Genomic DNA, 18,366 nt, shown 5'->3' with positions numbered 1-18,366 from the left:
TTGGAGGGAATATTATGGAGGCTGATATGACAAAAGGTAAACCAATGGGAATTATCGTTAGTTTTTTTATTCCTATGTTTATTGGAAATTTATTTCAACAAATATACAATGTTGTGGATTCCATAGTTGTAGGTAGATTTGTAGGAAACAATGCCTTTGCAGCTGTAGGATCCTGTTTTCTAATTATGAGCTTCATGACATCTATTTTAATTGGAATGGCTATGGGGGTTTCTGCATTTTTCTCCCAACTTTATGGAGCGAAACAATTTGATAAAATGAAGAGGGCTATATCTACTTCTTTTATTTTTATAATGGCTATAAGTATTTTATTAAGTATCATTACAAATGCATTTATGTACGAAATTATTGAATTATTTAAAATGCCTCAAAATACTATTGTATATTCTGCTGAATATCTTAGATTTATATTATCAGGGCTTGTCTTTACAGGTCTATACAATATTTGTGCTTATTTACTTCGATCTGTTGGTGATTCAAAATCACCTTTATATTTTTTAATTATTTCTTGTATTATAAATACTATATTAGATTTAGTTTTTGTTATAGTATTTAATATGGGAGTATTTGGTGTAGGTCTAGCTACATTTATAGCTCAAGGATTTGCAGCTATTTTGTGCGCTATACATACAGTAAAACATATGCAATTTCTTAAATTTGAAAAAAAGGATATTGTATTTAGTAGAGATCTTTTCAAAATAATATTTAGTTACTCTGTCTTGACAGCAATGCAACAATCTATTTCAAGTTTTGGTATGCTATTAATCCAAGGATTAATCAATACTTTTGGAACAACTGTAATGGCGGCATTTGCAGCTTGTTCCAAGATTGATGAGTTTGCCAACAGACCTTTACAGGATCTGAGTAATGCATTTTCAACTTATGTAGCGCAAAATAAGGGTGCTGATAATATAAAAAGAATACGAGAAGGATTCAAAGATATTTTAAAACTAATTGCTATTATTTCAGTTGCAATATCAATAGTTGTTTTTATATTTGCACCAGATCTTATTTCTATCTTTGTTAAAAAAGAGTCTTTAGATATTATCTCTGTAGGTGTAAATTATCTTCGAATTGTTTGTGTATTTTATATATTACTTGGATGTATAGTTATGTTTTATGGATTTTTTAGAGGCATAGGAGAAGTAAAAGTATCAATTATTCTAACAGTAGTATCTCAAGGAATAAGAGTAGTCTTAGCATACGGATTAGCTCGGACTTCAATGGGATTTGCAGGTATATGCTGGTCAATTGTGATTGGATGGTTATTATCAAATCTATTAGGTACTTTTATGTATAAAAGAGTAATACAATAGTAGATAAATTAGTTGATGATAAATATAGGATCGTAATGATATAAGATTATTTATGATATAATACATAAAAATGTATTTTTGGAGGTGTATTTTAAATAAGGAAATTTGACCAAGATATGAATATGTTCAGACATATTATTGATTCAAAACAGCATTTGGGAGATCACGTTGTATATAATATTTCAGAAAAATTTGGAAGAGGAACTATAAAAAGCTATAACGTGATGAGTGGTGTCGAGCTTACATATAATGATTTTGAAATATACAAACCTCTTAGTGAAAAATTTAAGATAAGTGTCGATTCTTTAGAAATAAATTATTGTTTGGAGGGTTGTTTGGAAAGTGAACTTCCAAATAGCAAAATTGTATATATGGGTGGAGGAGATATATCCATTTTCGGATATAGGACAGGAGTTGTTTTAGCAGATTTTACTACTAAACATTATAAGGGATTAACGGTTATGCTGTACTTAAATGAAGCAACAAAGATTATAGGGAATATGCTTGGTGTTTCAGAATTAGAAATTAAGAATATGATAAACTCTTCGTTTAATTCGGAAACTTGTATAGTAAACCACGGAAATCAAAGCCTAGATCATATATTTAAGGAATTTTATGTGCTTCCAGACAAGTTTAAGGATAAGTTTATCAGAATAAAAGTTGTTGAATTATTACTTTATGTTTTAAGTAATTCTGATTATAAGACTAAAGAAAAAACTTATTTTCCGAAATCAATTGTAGAAAAGATTAAAGATGCTAGAAGAATTCTAGTTACGAATGTAGATTCTCATATAACCATTAAAGAGCTATCTGACATGGTTGGGATAAATGCTACTGATTTGCAGAAAGGTTTTAAAGAGATTTACCAAAGTTCAATTTATGCTTATGTAAAAAGTTACAGAATGAAAAAATCAAAAGAACTACTTATCAAAGAAGATTTGAGTATTTCTGATGTTGCTAATTTAGTTGGTTATATTAATAATAGTAAATTTTCAAAAGCTTTTAAAACTGAATTTGGTATGACTCCATCAGAATACAAAATATCTAGTAGAACTGGATTGGCCAATAAGTAATTATAACTGGTTTTAATTTATATAATTTATAATTTTTTATTAAATTACGAAATTTATAATTCATTTTTTGTGAAGTAAAGTCTAAATATACTTAAAAAAATATTAATCATTATTACAAGTCAGGAAATTTTATTATTTCCTGACTTGTTTATTTTGCATCGGAAGTTAAGTTAGTATCAAAATAATATTCTTTAGTTCACTTAAACGTTTTTGAATTTTAAATAAAGTATTAAAATATAGAAAATAATCATTAAAGTACTTAAGAGATAATTTATAGTTGACTCAAATTATCAAATGAAATATTGTATTTCAAAATGGATCATTTACAATTTTACGGAGTAGATAAGGATTTACCTATAAAGTATTCTATATTTATGAAGAATATAGGAGGCGAATAAAATGGATAAAAAAAAAGAAAATCCTATTTTAGTATTATTTAAATTAGCAGGGAAAGAAAGGTACAAGCTGTATTTTGCTATGTTTTGTGGACTAGTGAGCGGTTTAATGGTAGTAGTGCCTTATATAGTGATATATAAAATAATTGAAGCAGTATACCTAAACCAAGGATCTACAAATCTATTGATTCAGTACAGCGCCATACTTACTATATCTATTATTATTAGGTATTTATTTATGGCAATAGGCATAGTAGCTTCACATAAAGGAGCATACAATGCACTATACAAAGTGAGATGTATGATTATAAATCATATGGCAAAGATTCCTCTTGGATATCTCAATGAAAGAGATTCCGGGGAAATTAAAAAAGTAATAAGCGAGGATATAGAGAAATTGGAGCTATTTTTAGCACATCACCTTTCAGAGATATTTATGTATATAAGCGGTCCACTTGCAATATTTATATATCTTTGTACGGTAAATCCTAAATTAGCTTATGTATCACTTATTCCGGTTCCTATAGGTATTTTAATACAACTAAGAATGTTTAAGGGTGAAAATCAAAGAATGAGTGAATTAAATAGAGTTATTGGAAATCTAAACTCTGTGATGATTGAATATATAAATGGGATGAAGCTTATCAAAGCTTACAATATGGGTTCAGATTCATTCAAAAAATATAAAGATGCTATAGATGAACAACACAGCTTATGGAAAAAGATAGCATACAAAATGGGTCCTTTGTATGCAATTTATGTAATCATTTTACAGTGTAGTACAGCTATTATAATTCCTATAGGTGGAATTATGTATAATAACGGTCAATTAGGAGCGGCTGGGCTTATGTTATTTGCTTTTGTAGGAAGTCTTTATCTTTCAGAGCTTCGTCCTTTGATGGAGTTAGGTTCTAGCTTTTCAAAAGTATTAAATGGTGTTAATAACGCAAATAAGATTTTAGAAATACCAACTTATAAAAATGGTTCTAAATTCTTTCCGAATAAAGCAGATATTAAATTTGAGGACGTTTGTTTTTCTTACGACAACAAAAATAATATACTGAATCAAGTAAACCTGGAAGTTAAAGAAGGAGAAAAAATAGCTGTTGTTGGAAAGTCGGGTGCTGGTAAAAGTACGATTACTCAACTTGTAGCTAGATTTTATGATGTAGATAAAGGGAGAATACTAATCGGAGGTAAGGATATAAGAGAATTAGATTATGAAACACATTTAGATAACATATCAATAGTATTCCAAAACACGTTTCTTACAAAAGAAACAATATATGAAAATATTGTTATGGGTACAGATGCAACAATAGAAGAAGTAATTGATGCAGCTAAAAAAGCTAGGATTCATGAAGTAATACAGAGTTTACCAGATGGCTATAGTACAAGAGTTGGTTCGTACGGTTCAAGATTTAGTGGAGGTGAAAAGCAGAGGATTGCAATTGCTAGAGCCATATTAAAAGATTCACCTATACTCATTTTAGATGAAGCTACATCGGCTGCAGATCCTGAGAATCAAAGAGATATAGAAGCTGCTATAGATACTTTATGTGAGGGCAAGACAGTAATTATTGTCGCACATAGACTTAACATAGTAAAAGAATGTGACAGGATAGCAGTAGTTGAAAACAACACTGTTACAGATATAGGAACTCATGACGAGCTTAGAAGAGTAAATGATTATTATCATAGAATATATGATGCATATGAAAAAACAAGGTTAATTGAGTATACAGTAAAGGCAGGTGTTTAGAATGGACAAAGCTATCTGGATTAAAAAAGATAAGAGTTTGACAGTATCAATTATCCTTAATATTATAGAGGGGTTACTCAATGGTTCTGTGCTTGGTGTTGTATTTTTAACTATAGAATCTCTATTCAAAGATACATTTGAAATAAGACAATTGACAAATTTTTGTATATTATTAGCAATTATATTTGTACTTCGATTATTTCAGTACTCTATTGGCTATACACTAGGTCATGTAGGTGGTTCATCCACAGCAAGAAATATAAGAATATATTTAGGTAATAAAATAAAAAATCTACCTATGATTAAATTTTCGAAATATAAAAGTGGAGAATTTATCAACATAATAACAAATGATGTGAATAACTATGAAGACATCTTAGGTCATAAAGTTGGAGAAATAGCTAAAAACATAGCCTTAGCTTTGGTTACTTTGTTATTTTTAACAGTAATAAATCCTATTATTGGATCTATTAATATAATATTAGCATTATTCATAATCCCATTTATGTATTTATCTACGAAGCTTGTAACAAAATACGGTGGGATGAAGAAAGATATACTAAATGATAACGTAAGTGACTTGGTTGAATATATAAGTGGAATCCAGACTTTTAGAAGTTATGGACTGGGAGGGACAAAAAATAAAAAGATAAATAAATCATTAAAAAATATAAGTGATATAAGCTATAAATTTGAGTCAAAGGTTGTTCCAACCGGTAACATTTATAGAATTATCATGGATATATCCATGCCTTTGACTATTATATTTGGAGGTACGAAATGGCTCTCAAATGAAATAGATTCGCCACAATACATTATATGCATAATACTATCATTTTTTATATCTCAACTAATGGGAACACTATTTGTAGACTTGACAACGTATAAAAATCTTATGATTTCAAAAAAATCTATGGATAATTTAGCAAATCAAGATGAAGATATCTATTCTGAAAATAATTTTAGACCACAAAATTACGATATTGATTTTCATGATGTGGTTTTTAGTTATGAAAAAGGAGAAACAGTTCTAAATAATATTAGCTTTAAGGCTAAACATGGGGAATTGACGGCCATAGTTGGTGAATCAGGCTCAGGGAAGTCTACTATACTCAATCTTATATCAAAATATTATGAACAAGGTAGTGGTAATATAAAGATTGGAGGAGTTAGTATTAAAGGGGTAAATTCAGAGAGCGTACTTAAAGATGTGTCTATGGTTTACCAAGATGTGTTTTTATTTAACGACAGCATAAAAAATAATATAAGATTTGCTAAACCAGATGCGACAGATGAAGAGATAATTTCTGCATGTAAATCATCCAATTGTCATGATTTTATAACAGCTTTAGAAAAAGGATATGATACTCTGGTTGGAGAGAATGGTAATAGGCTATCCGGAGGCGAAAAACAAAGAGTATCTATAGCTAGAGCAATATTAAAAGACAGTCCTATACTGCTTCTAGATGAGGCTACAGCTTCACTTGATATAGAAAATGAACTCTATGTAAAAGAGGCTATCGCAAATCTTATAAAAGAAGATAAAACAATTATTATGATTGCACACAATCTATCAATAATTAAAAATGCAGATAATATTTTAGTATTAGATAAAGGTAGAATAGTTGAGCATGGTAAGCATGAGACACTTATAAAAAATAAAGGTAAGTATTATTCTATGTGGAATAGTGAAACGAAAATATAATTTTATAAAGTTATTGACATATGTCGTTAATATAGGTAATATTTAATTATGACATATGTCAATAACTTATTTTTATTTAAAAGGAGGGAGAGAATGCCCAGACCTAGAAAATGGAGAAAAGTATGTTGTCTCCCAAATTACATAAAATTTGGACCCTTAGATAAATCTGAAGAGAACAAATATCTTATTACTATGACTGTAGATGAGTACGAGACAATAAGATTAATTGATCATGAGGGTCTAAACCAAGAAGAATGCTCAAAACAGATGGGTATAGCTAGGACAACTGTACAGGGAATTTATACAGAAGCTAGAAAAAAGCTAGCAGATTCATTAGTAAATGGAAAAGTTTTGTGGATTGAAGGCGGAGAATATCAACTTTGTAATAGTGAGAACGGATGCGGAAAAGGTTGCCGTAGAGGAAAGAAGTGCAGATTAGATGAGGAGTAATTATAAAAAATTAAGATAACAATAAATTTAAAAATAAAAAATGGAGGAATTTAATATGAAAAAAATAGCAGTTGCAAGTAATGAGAATATGATAGATAATCACTTTGGACATTGTAAAGAATTTATGATATTTGACACAGATGGAAATGATATAAGCAAAGAAGAGACAATTCAAAATCCAGGACATAAGAAAGGTTTTATACCAAAGTTCTTAGGAGATTTGGGTGTAGATGTAGTTATTGCAAGCCATATGGGAGAAGGGGCAACAAAATTATTAAACGAAAAGGAAATTGAGATTATTGTAGGTGCTAGTGGGAATTCTAAAGAAGCAGTAAAAGAGTATTTAGCTGGAAATCTAAAATCCCAACAAACTTCTTGCTGTGGACATCATGATGATGGAAAATGCGGAGAACATGATCATCATGAGAATCATAGAAAATGTGGAGGTCATGGAAACCATGAAAACCATGCAAAATGTGGAGGACATAAAAAACATGACCATGGAAAATGTAAAGGGCATGGTCATGATAATAAATAGTATTTAAACTATAAATTAAATTTAAAAGTTAAAATAGACTACATTTGTAGTCTATTTTTTTCTTTTTATACCAGCATTTATCCACTCTGGAGCGTACGGTGAAGTACAACCCTTTGATACCTTTAAATCTTTGTAGACGCCTAATTCTTCGCCTATTGCAATACATTCATCTGTATATTTTGGAATTCTTATGCCTATTTCACATAGAGCTCGATTCATAGCGTCTTGTTTTAATTTAGGAGCTGTAGTTAATTCTTTTTTTATAATATTTAAGAAATAATCTATTTCATCGTAAGTAATTTTTTTTGATATTATTTTAGAGACTACAATATTCCATCCAGATCTTCCAATTAACTCATTTTCACTATTTAACCAATTTTGCATAAATTCTTGTTCATAATTAGTTTTAGATACATTTGTGAAAATAAATTCATCAAGTAATAGAGTATAAGTTATATTTTTTACCATATTATCAATTTCTTTATATGAAAAGTTATCTTTATCAAATAAAATGGTAGCTAAAAACATAGCATCCGTATTTCCCGTATCCCAAAGCTTAAATCCAAGGGAGTGATTTTTACCAATTTTTTTACCCAGCGCTCTTAATTTACCAATAGGCACACCAAATTGATTATCACCAGCGCCGTTTTTTTTATTAAATATTTTACGCTTATCGTTTCCTAAACTTTTTAATTCATTAAGCACAACTTTTATTTCTATACACAAATTAATTACCTCCGATAGTTTTCATAATTTGTAAATGCTTTAATCATATTGATATTCATTTATATTTTACGTCATTTATATAGATTTGTTAAGTTGCTTTTTTTAATCTATTTCATACTCTAATAGTATAGACAAATATAGGAGGATTAATATGGCTTATAATAGAGAAAATGCAGTTGCATATGCGCATAGATGGGCTTTTGATAGAAATCCTGCATACTATAACTTCACTGGTATTGGTGGAGATTGTACAAATTTTGTATCTCAATGTATTCATGCAGGCGGGGCTAAAATGAATTTTACGAAAGATTACGGTTGGTACTATATTTCGCCGAACAATAGGGCACCTGCATGAACTGGTGTAGAGTTTTTTTATAAATTTTTATTGACTAATAAAGGTGTAGGTCCATATGGAAGACTTGTGACAATGGAGGAGTTAGAACCTGGAGACGTAATTCAGCTATCTAATTCTGGAATCGTATTTACTCATACTCTTTTGGTGGTGGAAACGGGATATTTTAATACCCCAGACGATATTCTAATAGCTGCACATACCGATGACAGTGATTATAGGCCGCTTTCGACTTATGCTGTAGCTGATATAAGATTTATAAAAATTTATGCAAGAGGTTAGTATAATTAAATTTACAATAATCTTATTTGTATTATGTACGAAATAAAATTACGTGTTTATAAGGGTTTATCTAATTATTAATTTAGTATACATTTAATTATAGATAAATCCTTGTTTTTATTTAAGGATTGTATAAAATTGTATTAATACATAATTTTACACCCAAATAAAGGAGGAGTTTATATGAATTTTAGTCTAGAAAAATGGCGCTATGATTTTGTACCTTCATTGGCAAAATATGCTAATAATTTAAAAATAGGAGACAATCTTAGAGACGGTTTCCCATTTCCTTATACTGAGGATGACGCTAGAAAATTTATCGATACTTGTTTAGAAAAGGGAGATAAAAATCAATTATTTTATGCCATTTTAGTAGACAAAGAGGCGATTGGTTGTATAAGTATTCAAGTACAAGATAATGTATATAAAAAAAGTGCAGAACTTGGCTATTTTATAGGAGAACCTTTTTGGGGAAGAGGAATTACATCAAAAGCTGCACAACAAATCTGTAATGAAGCATTTGAATGTTTTGATATAGTTAGGATATTTGCCGAAGTTTACGAATACAATATTGCTTCTTGCAAAGTTCTTGAAAAAGCAGGTTTTAATTTGGAGGGAATAAAAGAAAAAAGTATTTATAAAAATGAAAAAATATATAACTCTTATATATATACATTGTTAAAAACATAAAGATTCAGTATATAAAATAATTAAAGATTAAAAGATAGATAATCATGAATAATTTTTACATGAAGTGAGATAATATTAAAAAAATGTTTGTGAGGTGATTATATGGAAATGAACACACAAGACTATCTAAAAAAGGCATTACTAGACACGCAAGAAAAGGTTAGAGACTTTATGTTGTATGCTGATAAAATAGAAGATAAGGAAATGAGTAAGTGTTTTAAAGCATATTCAGAAGCTGAGGGATTACAAGCTCAAAAACTTCAAGAATTTATTGAAAAACTAAAATAATAATATTATAAAAATGTCCTGATAGTTAGAAAGTTTCTATTTATCGGGATATTTTTATTTGATTTATCAAACCCTTCGCCTAGTCAAAATTTTAATGTAGTAAAGCTAAAGCTACCTAAAATTGAGTAAAAAATAAAATAATTTATTAAAAGTGTCGAATTAATTCAATGCCTTTTAATCGACTATATAATACTAAAATTAAATGTAAAATGCTTGTTAAATATATTTATAGCTGATTGAAGTATTTTTATTTGTAGTATATATTATTAATATAGTAAGATATTATATTAAAGGAGAGCAGATTTATAAATTATGGATGATTCCGATGAAAGCGACTCTGAAAGGAGCCTTTATATAAATACAATAAAATTTGATAAGATTCAAGAGTATACAAGGCATATTTGTGCATTTTAATTAAACTAGCACACTATTATGTCTTTTTTGTGCTTATTGAATTATATAAATAAACTAAAAAAGAAAGGAGTGATCTTCCAATTATGGAAAGTCACAGACGGATGCCTTGGCATTCAAAAAATATCGACGAGGTTTTAGAAACTTTACAAACATCAGACGAAGGGTTAAGCGATGCCGAGGCAGCTCAAAGGCTAAAAATTAACGGACCAAATGAACTACGCCAGAAGCCTTTAAAAACAATCTGGCAAATGTTATGGTCGCAAATTACCGATCCAATGGTTTTAATACTTATAGGAGCAGCAGCATTTTCATTTATATTGAAAGAATGGACTGAAGCATTCGTAATACTGACCATTGTTATATTAAATGCTGTAATAGGCATTGTCCAAGAAAAAAAGGCGGAGTCGTCAATACAAGCTCTTAGAAGTATCAGTGCACCTACTGCACAAGTTCTTCGTGAGGGTGAAGAAAGTATAATACCCGCTAACGAAATTGTTGTAGGTGATATTGTGTTTTTAGAAGATGGTTCAATGATTCCAGCTGATATGAGACTTATAGAGTCAGTAAATCTAAAAGTTCAAGAAGCTTCTTTAACGGGCGAATCAGTACCATCAGAAAAAGATTCAGAAGATATTTTGGATGAGGGTTGTTCACTTGGAGATCGTAGTAATATGGTGTATACAACATCTATAGTTACATACGGTCGTGGGATAGGTGTTGTAACTGAGACTGGTATGGATACAGAAGTTGGTAATATAGCAGAACTTTTAGAAAATCAAGACGATTTTGATACACCATTAAAAAGAAAATTAAATTCAGTAGGAAAAATACTTACGATAGTGGGGATTGTAGTATGTATACTTATCTTTGGGATAGGAGCTCTATACAATAGACCTCTTGGCCCTCAATTTTTAGTAGCAATTTCTCTTGCTATTTCTATAATTCCAGAGGGTTTACCTGCAACTGCTACAATTGTAATGGCTCTTGGTGTACAACGTATGGCGAAGAAAAATGCATTGATACGTAAATTGCCAGCAGTCGAGACATTAGGTAGCACAACAGTTATATGTAGTGATAAAACTGGTACACTTACTTTAAATAAAATGACGGTAACACATATCTCTGTAAATGGAGATTTTGAAGAGGGAAACGCAACTTCTATATCACTTGCTAAAGATAAACATCCAGATGTATATAGAGAGCTTGTTTATGCTGGGGCACTGTGTAATAATGCAAGTTTTGACCCTGATAGAGAAGGAGAGATAATTGGAGACCCAACTGAAGGTGCTTTAATATACATGTCACAGGAGTTTGGCATCGATCATGATACTTTGGAAGAAAAGTTCCCTAGATTATTTGAGCAACCATTTGATTCGGATCGAAAGCGTATGTCTACAATTAATAATATAGATAATAAATTTGTAGTATATACAAAAGGAGCTGTAGACGAGATATTACCTTTATGTACTAAGATATTGACATCAAAAGGAGTACGTGAAATAACCAATAATGATAAGAAGAATATACAAAAACTATGCTTAAATATGTCAAGAGATGCTCTTAGAGTCCTTGGATTTGCTAGAAAAGATATATCATTATTGCCAGAAAATGAAGATGAAGATATAGAATCCGACTTAACATTTGTTGGAGCAGTGGGGATGATTGACCCACCTAGAAAAGAAGTGGCAGAGTCAGTTAGGACTTGTAGAAAAGCTGGAATTCGTACAATTATGATTACAGGTGACCATAAAGATACTGCAATTGCTATTGCAAAAGAATTAGAAATCTTAAATGCCGGTGACACTGTAATAACTGGTGATGAGCTTGATAATATGACTGAGGAAGAACTTGATAAAGCGGTTAAAACTACTACAGTTTTCGCACGTGTTTCCCCTGCAGATAAATTAAACATAATACAGTCCTTAAAACACACAGGTGAGGTAGCTGCGATGACTGGAGATGGAGTCAACGATTCGCCTGCATTAAAAGCGGCAGATATAGGCGTATCCATGGGTATAACGGGTACTGATGTAGCAAAAGATGCATCAGACATGATACTTTTGGATGATAGCTTTACTACGATAGCTTATGCCATAAAAGAAGGACGTAGGGTTTATAGAAACATACAAAAAGTTATACAGTTTCTATTAGCTGGAAACATAGCTGAGATTACCACGTTATTTGTTGCAACCGTTCTAAATTGGGATGCACCGCTTTTAGCAGTCCATATTTTATGGGTTAACCTTGCCACTGCCACACTTCCAGCATTAGCACTCGGGGTTGATCCTTGATCCAGCAAGTAAAAATATTATGAAACATAAACCTGTAAAATCAGGTACTTTGTTTGAAAAGGATCTAATATCAAGAGTAGTGACGCAAGGAATATTTGTAGCATTACTTACTATTTCAGCATTCTGGATAGGTTTTGAGAGAGATGGTTATTCGACAGGTCAAACTATGGCGTTTAGTGTACTTGCATTTTCTCAAATGCTTAGAGCGCTTAATCAGCGTTCTAATACAGAACCAATTTGGGTTCGTGCAGAGGGAAAAAATCCATGGCTTATGACTTCTTTCATTGTCTCAGGCTTACTAATGATGTGTATACTATTTATACCTAGTTTACAAACAGCATTTAAACTTACGTTATTAAGTGGCAAAGAATGGATTATCGTTTTAGGATTGTCTCTATTATCGATAGTTCAAATGGAAGTTGTCAAATTAATAAATAGAATAAAATCTACTGATATACAACAAATATAATTAAATAATTTTATAAGTTAGATATTTTAAATTTTGTTATTAATACTAGCTTTTTACTTCAAAGAAGAAAGAGGGCAATTGCCCTCCTTTTTTTAATAGTTACAATTAAATAGTTACAATTTATGGAGCTAATTGTAATTGACATTGGAATAATATAGAAGTATAATTATGATATCAAAATAATATCATAATTATATAAAAATAATCAAAAAGGGGTGTTACTTATGAATGATCTTTCTAGAGTAGAAAAAAGGGAGTTTAAGGAATTTAAAGCTAAGTCTAAAAATGGTATGGCTGTATTATTGATAAATATTGCATGTATGGTTGTAGCTGTGGTAGGGATAATATTCATGTTATCAGGTGATCCAAATGCGTTTAAAATAGGAATAGCCATTTTATTATTCCTATATCTCTTTGTAGGAGCGCCAATTGTATTTTTTGGATTAAAAGTAGTAAAACCAAATGAAGCTATAGTTCTTTCTCTATTTGGTAAATACTATGGGACTATTCGTGAAGACGGTTTTTACTTTGTAAATCCTTTTGCATCTGCAATATCACCGCCAGCAGGCCTTGATGAGGGTGTTAAGGAAGTTGGAAAAGGTGTTTATCTTCCAAGCAAGAGAATATCTTTAAAGGCTATGACTCTTAATAATGAAAAGCAGAAAATAAATGATCAAAATGGTAATCCTATAATAATTGGAATAGTAGTTATTTGGAGAGTTGTAAATACAGCAAATGCAGTGTTTAATGTAGATAACTATAAAGAGTTCCTGACTACTCAATGTGATTCAGCTCTTAGAAATATAGTACGTCTATATCCATATGATACAGCGAATACAGCTGATGATGAAAAATCACTTCGTGGAAGTAGTCAAGAAATAGCACAGAAGTTAAAAGAAGAGATACAATCAAAAGTTGATATTGCTGGACTTGAAATTATGGAAGCTAGAATAACTCATCTTTCATATTCTCAAGAAATTGCAGCAGCAATGCTTCAAAGACAACAAGCGGCGGCTGTAATCGATGCTAGACAAATGATAGTTGAAGGAGCTGTGGGAATGGTTGAGATGGCTCTTGAAAAGCTAAAAGAAAATGAAGTTGTAGATTTAGACGAAGAACGTAAAGCCGCAATGGTAAGCAATCTATTAGTTGTACTTTGTGGAAGTAAGGATGCTCAGCCAATTGTGAACAGCGGTTCAATATATTAAAAATAGATAGGGTGACCATAGATGGCTAGCAAAGATAAGGATAAAAAGCAAGTATTGCTTCGACTATCTCCAAAACTATGGGAAGATTTAGCAGCATGGGCAGAAGACGATTTTAGATCAATCAATGGTCAAATTGAATACCTTCTAACGGAGAGTGTGAAGCGAAGGAAAAAATCAGGTAAAAAATTAGAATAAAGTTTATGTATCTTATAATTTAAGTCTAATAATTTATAATCAAAGGCCGTACTAAGTGTAGTACGGCTTTTAAAAACAAAAAAACTAAGGGGATGATTATTTGGCTAATACAATTATTGGAGTTGTAGGAGGAATACTTATAGTATTTGGACTGATTCTCTTACTTTTAGAATTAAAGTTAAAGCTACCTATTTTATACGGATTTGGAGATAATTCTATAAAACAAAATAGTTTACCAATAATACTTGTTGGAATAGCAATGGTATATTTTAGAAATGGAATTGTCCAAATTAATTCGATAGCTGTTTATGGAATATTTATAACAATAGAGTTAATAGTAATTGTAGCATATTTTATATTAAGAAATAATTTAACATAAGTATGAAAACTTTAATCTTACATTATTGTTATATAAATGTAATATCATTAAAAGGCGTTTTTTTAGGTAATCCTATATTATATATTTATAACATTAAATAGGAGGTCATAAAATGGAAGATATTAAAAGAGGTATTACTAGTTTTCAACTTAAATTAACCGGAATTATTCTAATGGTATTCGATCATATAGGAGAGTTTTTTAGTTTTTTAGGAGCGCCAGTGTGGTTTCATTGGTTAGGTCGTTTAGTTGCACCGATGTTTTTATTTACAAGTTCAGAGGGTTATATTCATACTAGAAATAAAAAGAAATATTTATTTAGATTGCTAGTAGGTTTCTGGATAATGAATATTGGTAATATGATTGTAAATAGATATTTCTCTATTGGTAATACAGTAGTTGTAAATAATATATTTGGAACACTATTTTTAGGTGTTTTATATATGTATTTTATTGATTTATTCACTGCTGGAATTAAGGAAAAAAAGGCTACTAAAATAATGGGTTCAGTTGCCCTAATGTTAGTTCCTGTAGTATTAACAGCAGTGATTTTAGTAGCTATGTCTCAAGTTGGTGATAATCAAAGCTTATTTAATGTAGCTTTGATATTAATGAATACTGTTCCGATACCAGTACTTGTAGAAGGGGGACCTTTGTTTATAATACTTGCTGTATTATTTTATGTATTTCATGGCAAAAAAGGTATGCAAGTGTCTTCATTGATACTTATAGCTATTATTGCTTATTTTGCTGGAAGTGGAAATCCGTTTACAGAAAATTATCAATGGATGATGTGTTTAGCTTCAATTCCAATCATACTTTACAATGGAGAAAAGGGAAGAGGAATGCGTAATTTCTTCTACTTCTTTTATCCAGCACACATATATATACTATTTTTCATTTCTTACTTTATGCAAAAATAGTTTTTATAGAATGAATTTAAAGCAGTCAAATTTACTTTAATGATGGGTATTTGGCTGCTTTAAATTTTTATGTTATATCTCTATAAAGAGAGTGAATTCTAGTAAGTCTTTAAGGGCACTAATACATTATATATTAGTGCCCTTTTTTATACTGTGTATTAAATAAATATTAGAAATAAAATGCTATATTTGCCTACTTAATAATTTTATTAGCTAAAATGGTGAATAAAGACTAATTCACTCGAATAATAGGTATATAGAAAAAATCTATATTTATTGCCTAATACAGATAAAATAAGGTATCTAATGTAGTTTTTTCTTTGAATTTTGTTGACAAATTAATTACTTAGGGTATATTTTAACTTAAGATAATTTTTGAGTTGAACTAAGAATCGTTTAAAAAAGTATTTAAAAATAAATAATAAAATGAATTTTTTGTAGCATAACGTTGATAATAATTAGAGTGTATATAAATCAACAATACATAGAGTAGGTGGTCAATAATGGATAAAGATATATTAAATATAGAAACAAAAGATGGAAATATTGAGTATGGGGCAAATCAAAATTGGTATAAAAGTGAATGGCAACGCAAAAGTGGTTGTGGTCCGTCAACAGCAGCAAATATATTTGCATATTTAGCTTGTCAAAATCCAAAGGGGAAAGATCTATGTGAATTAAGACCTCCATTTGATCAAGAAACCTATTTGGAACATATGGATACAATATGGAGTTTTGTGACTCCTACTATGAAAGGTCTAAATTCTACTAAGCTATTTATAGATGGTGCCAAAAAGTATGCAAAGTCTCGTGGTGTTGAAATAAAAGAACATAGTCTAAATGTTTCTAATAAGTTAGATTGTAAGAGAGCAAGTGCCGGTAAGTTTATTAAATTTATTAGTGATGGTCTAGAAAATAACTGTCCTATTGCATTTTTAAATTTATCAAATGGAAAGGTAGATAACTTATATAATTGGCATTGGGTAACGCTAGTAGGACTTTGGGAAGACAAAGATGGTACAATTTACGCCACAGCCTCTGATGAAGGTGAAAAAAAAGATTTTAATATGAAGCTTTGGCTTGAGTCGACTCTACTTGGAGGAGGATTGGTATATTTTACAATTGAATAGCTTGCTTATAATGATTTAAAATATATTTTAAGTATTAATTTAATTGTAAACACTTTAAATAAAGATAATAAATGTAATCAAATTACATTATCTATAACTTTGGGGGTAAATTAAAATGAAATCATTGGTCGTATATTATTCATTAGGAGGAAGTACACAATTAATTGCTAGCATTATATCACAGAAAATTGATGTAGATATTCTAGAGATAAAGTCAGCAAGAGAAATACCTAAAAAAGGATTTATGAAATATTTTCTAGGTGGAAAGAGTGTTATTTTTAAAGAGAAACCTAGATTATTAAATGATAAAATAGATTTAGATGAGTATGATACTATTTTTATTGGTACACCAGTTTGGGCGGGAAGTTACTCATCACCAATTGCATCCTTTATTTCTAAAAATCCTGTGAAAGGGAAGAACATAGCTCTATTTGCATGCCACTCGGGAGGTGGAGCAGACAAGTGTTTCGAGAGACTTGAAAGTGCTATGCCTGGCAATGAGTTTATTGGTAATTCTAGTTATAATTTACCTCTTAAGGTTCGCTTTGAAGATATAGTAGATCAGGTTTATTCTTGGATTGATAGTGTAGTTTAGATTTCTTATAATATTATAAATAGCATGTTTCAAGAAATTTGAAACATGCTATTTTTATATTAATAAAAATAGAGCGAAAAAATATCTTTAAAATTTAGCATATCTTATACTTAAATTTTAGTTGGATATCTTTTCACTCGAAAAGTTTTAGCGAAACATATTTTGATTTATATAGTTTTGGAGTCTATTAACTGACTATTTTAAAGCAGCCTCAACTTCATCTATCATACTGTCAACTGAAGTTAAACCACCACCTGATAAGTACCAGAATTCAGGATCTAGATTAATTATTTTATCATTTTTACCAGCATTTGTGTTTTTAACTAGGTCGTTATTAAGAGTGTCTGAACTCTTGATTTCTCCACCAGTTACAACAGCACGGTCAACTACAAAAAGTATATCTGGATTTGTTTTTGATATATACTCGAAGTTTACCTCTTGTCCATGTGTAGAAGCCTCTATTTTATCATCAGCAACTTTTAGGTCAAGAACATCGTGAATTAATCCAAAGCGTGATCCTTTACCGTAAGCACTTATATTTCCATCATTAGTTAATATTATTAAAGATTTTTTGTCTGATTCTTCAGCCATTCCTTTAACTTTTTCTACCTTTTTGTCTACTTTAGTTAAATAATCTTTTGCAGTATCTTCTTTTCCAAAAAGCTCTGCTACTTCAGTAGTATTTTTCTTAAAGTCGTCCATGTAAGTATCTGCATTTAAGTCAATATATACTGTTGGAGCTATTTCAGATAGCTTATCATAGTAATCTTCTTGTCTTCCAGATATAAATATTACATCAGGCTCAAAAGCGAATATTGCTTCCATGTCAGGTTCCTTTATTCCACCAGCATTTGTTGACTTTTCAAACTTCGAAAGGTATTTCGGTAAGTTTTTTAGAGGTACTGCAGTCTCAACATCAACATCAAGTGCACCTATTGTGTCAAGTATACCCATGTCAAATACTACTGCTTTCTTTGGATTTTTAGGAACAGTAGTTTCTCCTTTTGAGTGTTTGAATACTACATCTCCAGCATTTTCTGTGGCTTCTGTAGAATTCTGCCCTTCTTCTTTGTTGTCCGTCTTTGGACTGCAACCTGCTACTATGACTACTGTCATAGTTAAAACTAGAAGCATTGAGAATAGTTTTTTCATTGTGATTTCCTCCAAT

General features: G+C 30.3%; 18 protein-coding genes and 1 pseudogene. 17 read left to right on the top strand and 2 right to left on the bottom strand.

Features of this window, described 5'->3' with window-relative positions:
- The first annotated feature begins 14 nt into the window (after nt 1-14).
- The 6 genes from KQI18_RS06540 to KQI18_RS14445 all read left to right on the top strand — a co-directional run bounded on the left by KQI18_RS06540 (nt 15) and on the right by KQI18_RS14445 (nt 7,257).
- Nucleotides 15-1,334, top strand: a complete 1,320-nt coding sequence (locus KQI18_RS06540) for an MATE family efflux transporter (protein WP_216466980.1) — start codon at nt 15-17, stop codon at nt 1,332-1,334.
- Between the two features lie 116 nt (nt 1,335-1,450).
- On the top strand, nt 1,451-2,407 hold the full coding sequence (locus KQI18_RS06535; protein ID WP_216466979.1) for a helix-turn-helix domain-containing protein: 957 nt from the start codon (nt 1,451-1,453) through the stop codon (nt 2,405-2,407).
- A 399-nt stretch (nt 2,408-2,806) separates the two neighbouring features.
- The gene (locus tag KQI18_RS06530) at nt 2,807-4,564 is read left to right on the top strand and encodes an ABC transporter ATP-binding protein (RefSeq protein WP_216466978.1); all 1,758 of its coding nucleotides are present in this window, start codon (nt 2,807-2,809) and stop codon (nt 4,562-4,564) included.
- Between the two features lies 1 nt (nt 4,565).
- Nucleotides 4,566-6,269 carry an ABC transporter ATP-binding protein gene (locus tag KQI18_RS06525; protein ID WP_216466977.1) on the top strand — a complete coding sequence of 568 codons (1,704 nt, stop codon included), beginning with the start codon at nt 4,566-4,568 and terminating at the stop codon, nt 6,267-6,269.
- A 93-nt stretch (nt 6,270-6,362) separates the two neighbouring features.
- Nucleotides 6,363-6,719 carry a DUF134 domain-containing protein gene (locus KQI18_RS06520; RefSeq protein WP_216466976.1) on the top strand — a complete coding sequence of 119 codons (357 nt, stop codon included), beginning with the start codon at nt 6,363-6,365 and terminating at the stop codon, nt 6,717-6,719.
- A 55-nt stretch (nt 6,720-6,774) separates the two neighbouring features.
- Nucleotides 6,775-7,257: a NifB/NifX family molybdenum-iron cluster-binding protein gene (locus tag KQI18_RS14445; protein WP_216466975.1), complete on the top strand. Its 483-nt coding sequence runs from the start codon at nt 6,775-6,777 to the stop codon at nt 7,255-7,257.
- A gap of 51 nt (nt 7,258-7,308) precedes the next feature.
- On the opposite strand, the gene KQI18_RS06510 is transcribed toward KQI18_RS14445, so the two are convergent.
- Complete coding sequence (locus KQI18_RS06510; protein WP_216466974.1) at nt 7,309-7,983, bottom strand: DNA alkylation repair protein; 675 nt, start codon at nt 7,981-7,983, stop codon at nt 7,309-7,311.
- A 151-nt stretch (nt 7,984-8,134) separates the two neighbouring features.
- On the opposite strand from KQI18_RS06510, the pseudogene KQI18_RS06505 reads away from it, so the two are divergent.
- The 11 genes and pseudogenes from KQI18_RS06505 (at nt 8,135) to KQI18_RS06460 (ending at nt 17,198) form a co-directional block, all read left to right on the top strand.
- Nucleotides 8,135-8,617: pseudogene (locus KQI18_RS06505) on the top strand (amidase domain-containing protein).
- Between the two features lie 183 nt (nt 8,618-8,800).
- The gene (locus KQI18_RS06500; RefSeq protein ID WP_216466973.1) at nt 8,801-9,307 is read left to right on the top strand and encodes a GNAT family N-acetyltransferase; all 507 of its coding nucleotides are present in this window, start codon (nt 8,801-8,803) and stop codon (nt 9,305-9,307) included.
- 102 nt (nt 9,308-9,409) lie between these two features.
- Nucleotides 9,410-9,595 carry a hypothetical protein gene (locus KQI18_RS06495; protein WP_216466972.1) on the top strand — a complete coding sequence of 62 codons (186 nt, stop codon included), beginning with the start codon at nt 9,410-9,412 and terminating at the stop codon, nt 9,593-9,595.
- A 497-nt stretch (nt 9,596-10,092) separates the two neighbouring features.
- The gene (locus KQI18_RS06490; protein ID WP_330654368.1) at nt 10,093-12,300 is read left to right on the top strand and encodes an HAD-IC family P-type ATPase; all 2,208 of its coding nucleotides are present in this window, start codon (nt 10,093-10,095) and stop codon (nt 12,298-12,300) included.
- A gap of 19 nt (nt 12,301-12,319) precedes the next feature.
- The gene (locus tag KQI18_RS14440; protein ID WP_330654367.1) at nt 12,320-12,769 is read left to right on the top strand and encodes a cation-translocating P-type ATPase C-terminal domain-containing protein; all 450 of its coding nucleotides are present in this window, start codon (nt 12,320-12,322) and stop codon (nt 12,767-12,769) included.
- Between the two features lie 224 nt (nt 12,770-12,993).
- Complete coding sequence (locus KQI18_RS06485; protein WP_216466971.1) at nt 12,994-13,977, top strand: SPFH domain-containing protein; 984 nt, start codon at nt 12,994-12,996, stop codon at nt 13,975-13,977.
- 21 nt (nt 13,978-13,998) lie between these two features.
- On the top strand, nt 13,999-14,172 hold the full coding sequence (locus KQI18_RS06480) for an Arc family DNA-binding protein (RefSeq protein WP_216466970.1): 174 nt from the start codon (nt 13,999-14,001) through the stop codon (nt 14,170-14,172).
- 100 nt (nt 14,173-14,272) lie between these two features.
- On the top strand, nt 14,273-14,551 hold the full coding sequence (locus KQI18_RS06475; RefSeq protein ID WP_216466969.1) for a hypothetical protein: 279 nt from the start codon (nt 14,273-14,275) through the stop codon (nt 14,549-14,551).
- Nucleotides 14,552-14,663: 112 nt separating this feature from the next.
- Nucleotides 14,664-15,473, top strand: a complete 810-nt coding sequence (locus KQI18_RS06470; RefSeq protein WP_216466968.1) for a TraX family protein — start codon at nt 14,664-14,666, stop codon at nt 15,471-15,473.
- Nucleotides 15,474-15,976: 503 nt separating this feature from the next.
- Nucleotides 15,977-16,603: a hypothetical protein gene (locus KQI18_RS06465; protein WP_216466967.1), complete on the top strand. Its 627-nt coding sequence runs from the start codon at nt 15,977-15,979 to the stop codon at nt 16,601-16,603.
- Between the two features lie 115 nt (nt 16,604-16,718).
- On the top strand, nt 16,719-17,198 hold the full coding sequence (locus KQI18_RS06460; protein ID WP_216466966.1) for a flavodoxin family protein: 480 nt from the start codon (nt 16,719-16,721) through the stop codon (nt 17,196-17,198).
- Nucleotides 17,199-17,393: 195 nt separating this feature from the next.
- Here KQI18_RS06460 and KQI18_RS06455 read toward each other — a convergent pair whose 3' ends face one another.
- Nucleotides 17,394-18,350 carry a siderophore ABC transporter substrate-binding protein gene (locus KQI18_RS06455; protein WP_216466965.1) on the bottom strand — a complete coding sequence of 319 codons (957 nt, stop codon included), beginning with the start codon at nt 18,348-18,350 and terminating at the stop codon, nt 17,394-17,396.
- Between the last annotated feature and the right edge of the window lie 16 nt (nt 18,351-18,366).

This window comes from Metaclostridioides mangenotii (assembly GCF_018917235.1).
Classification (GTDB): domain Bacteria; phylum Bacillota; class Clostridia; order Peptostreptococcales; family Peptostreptococcaceae; genus Metaclostridioides.
The sequence above is the reverse complement of the archived record's forward strand: the minus strand, read 5'-3'. Positions and strand labels throughout refer to the sequence as shown.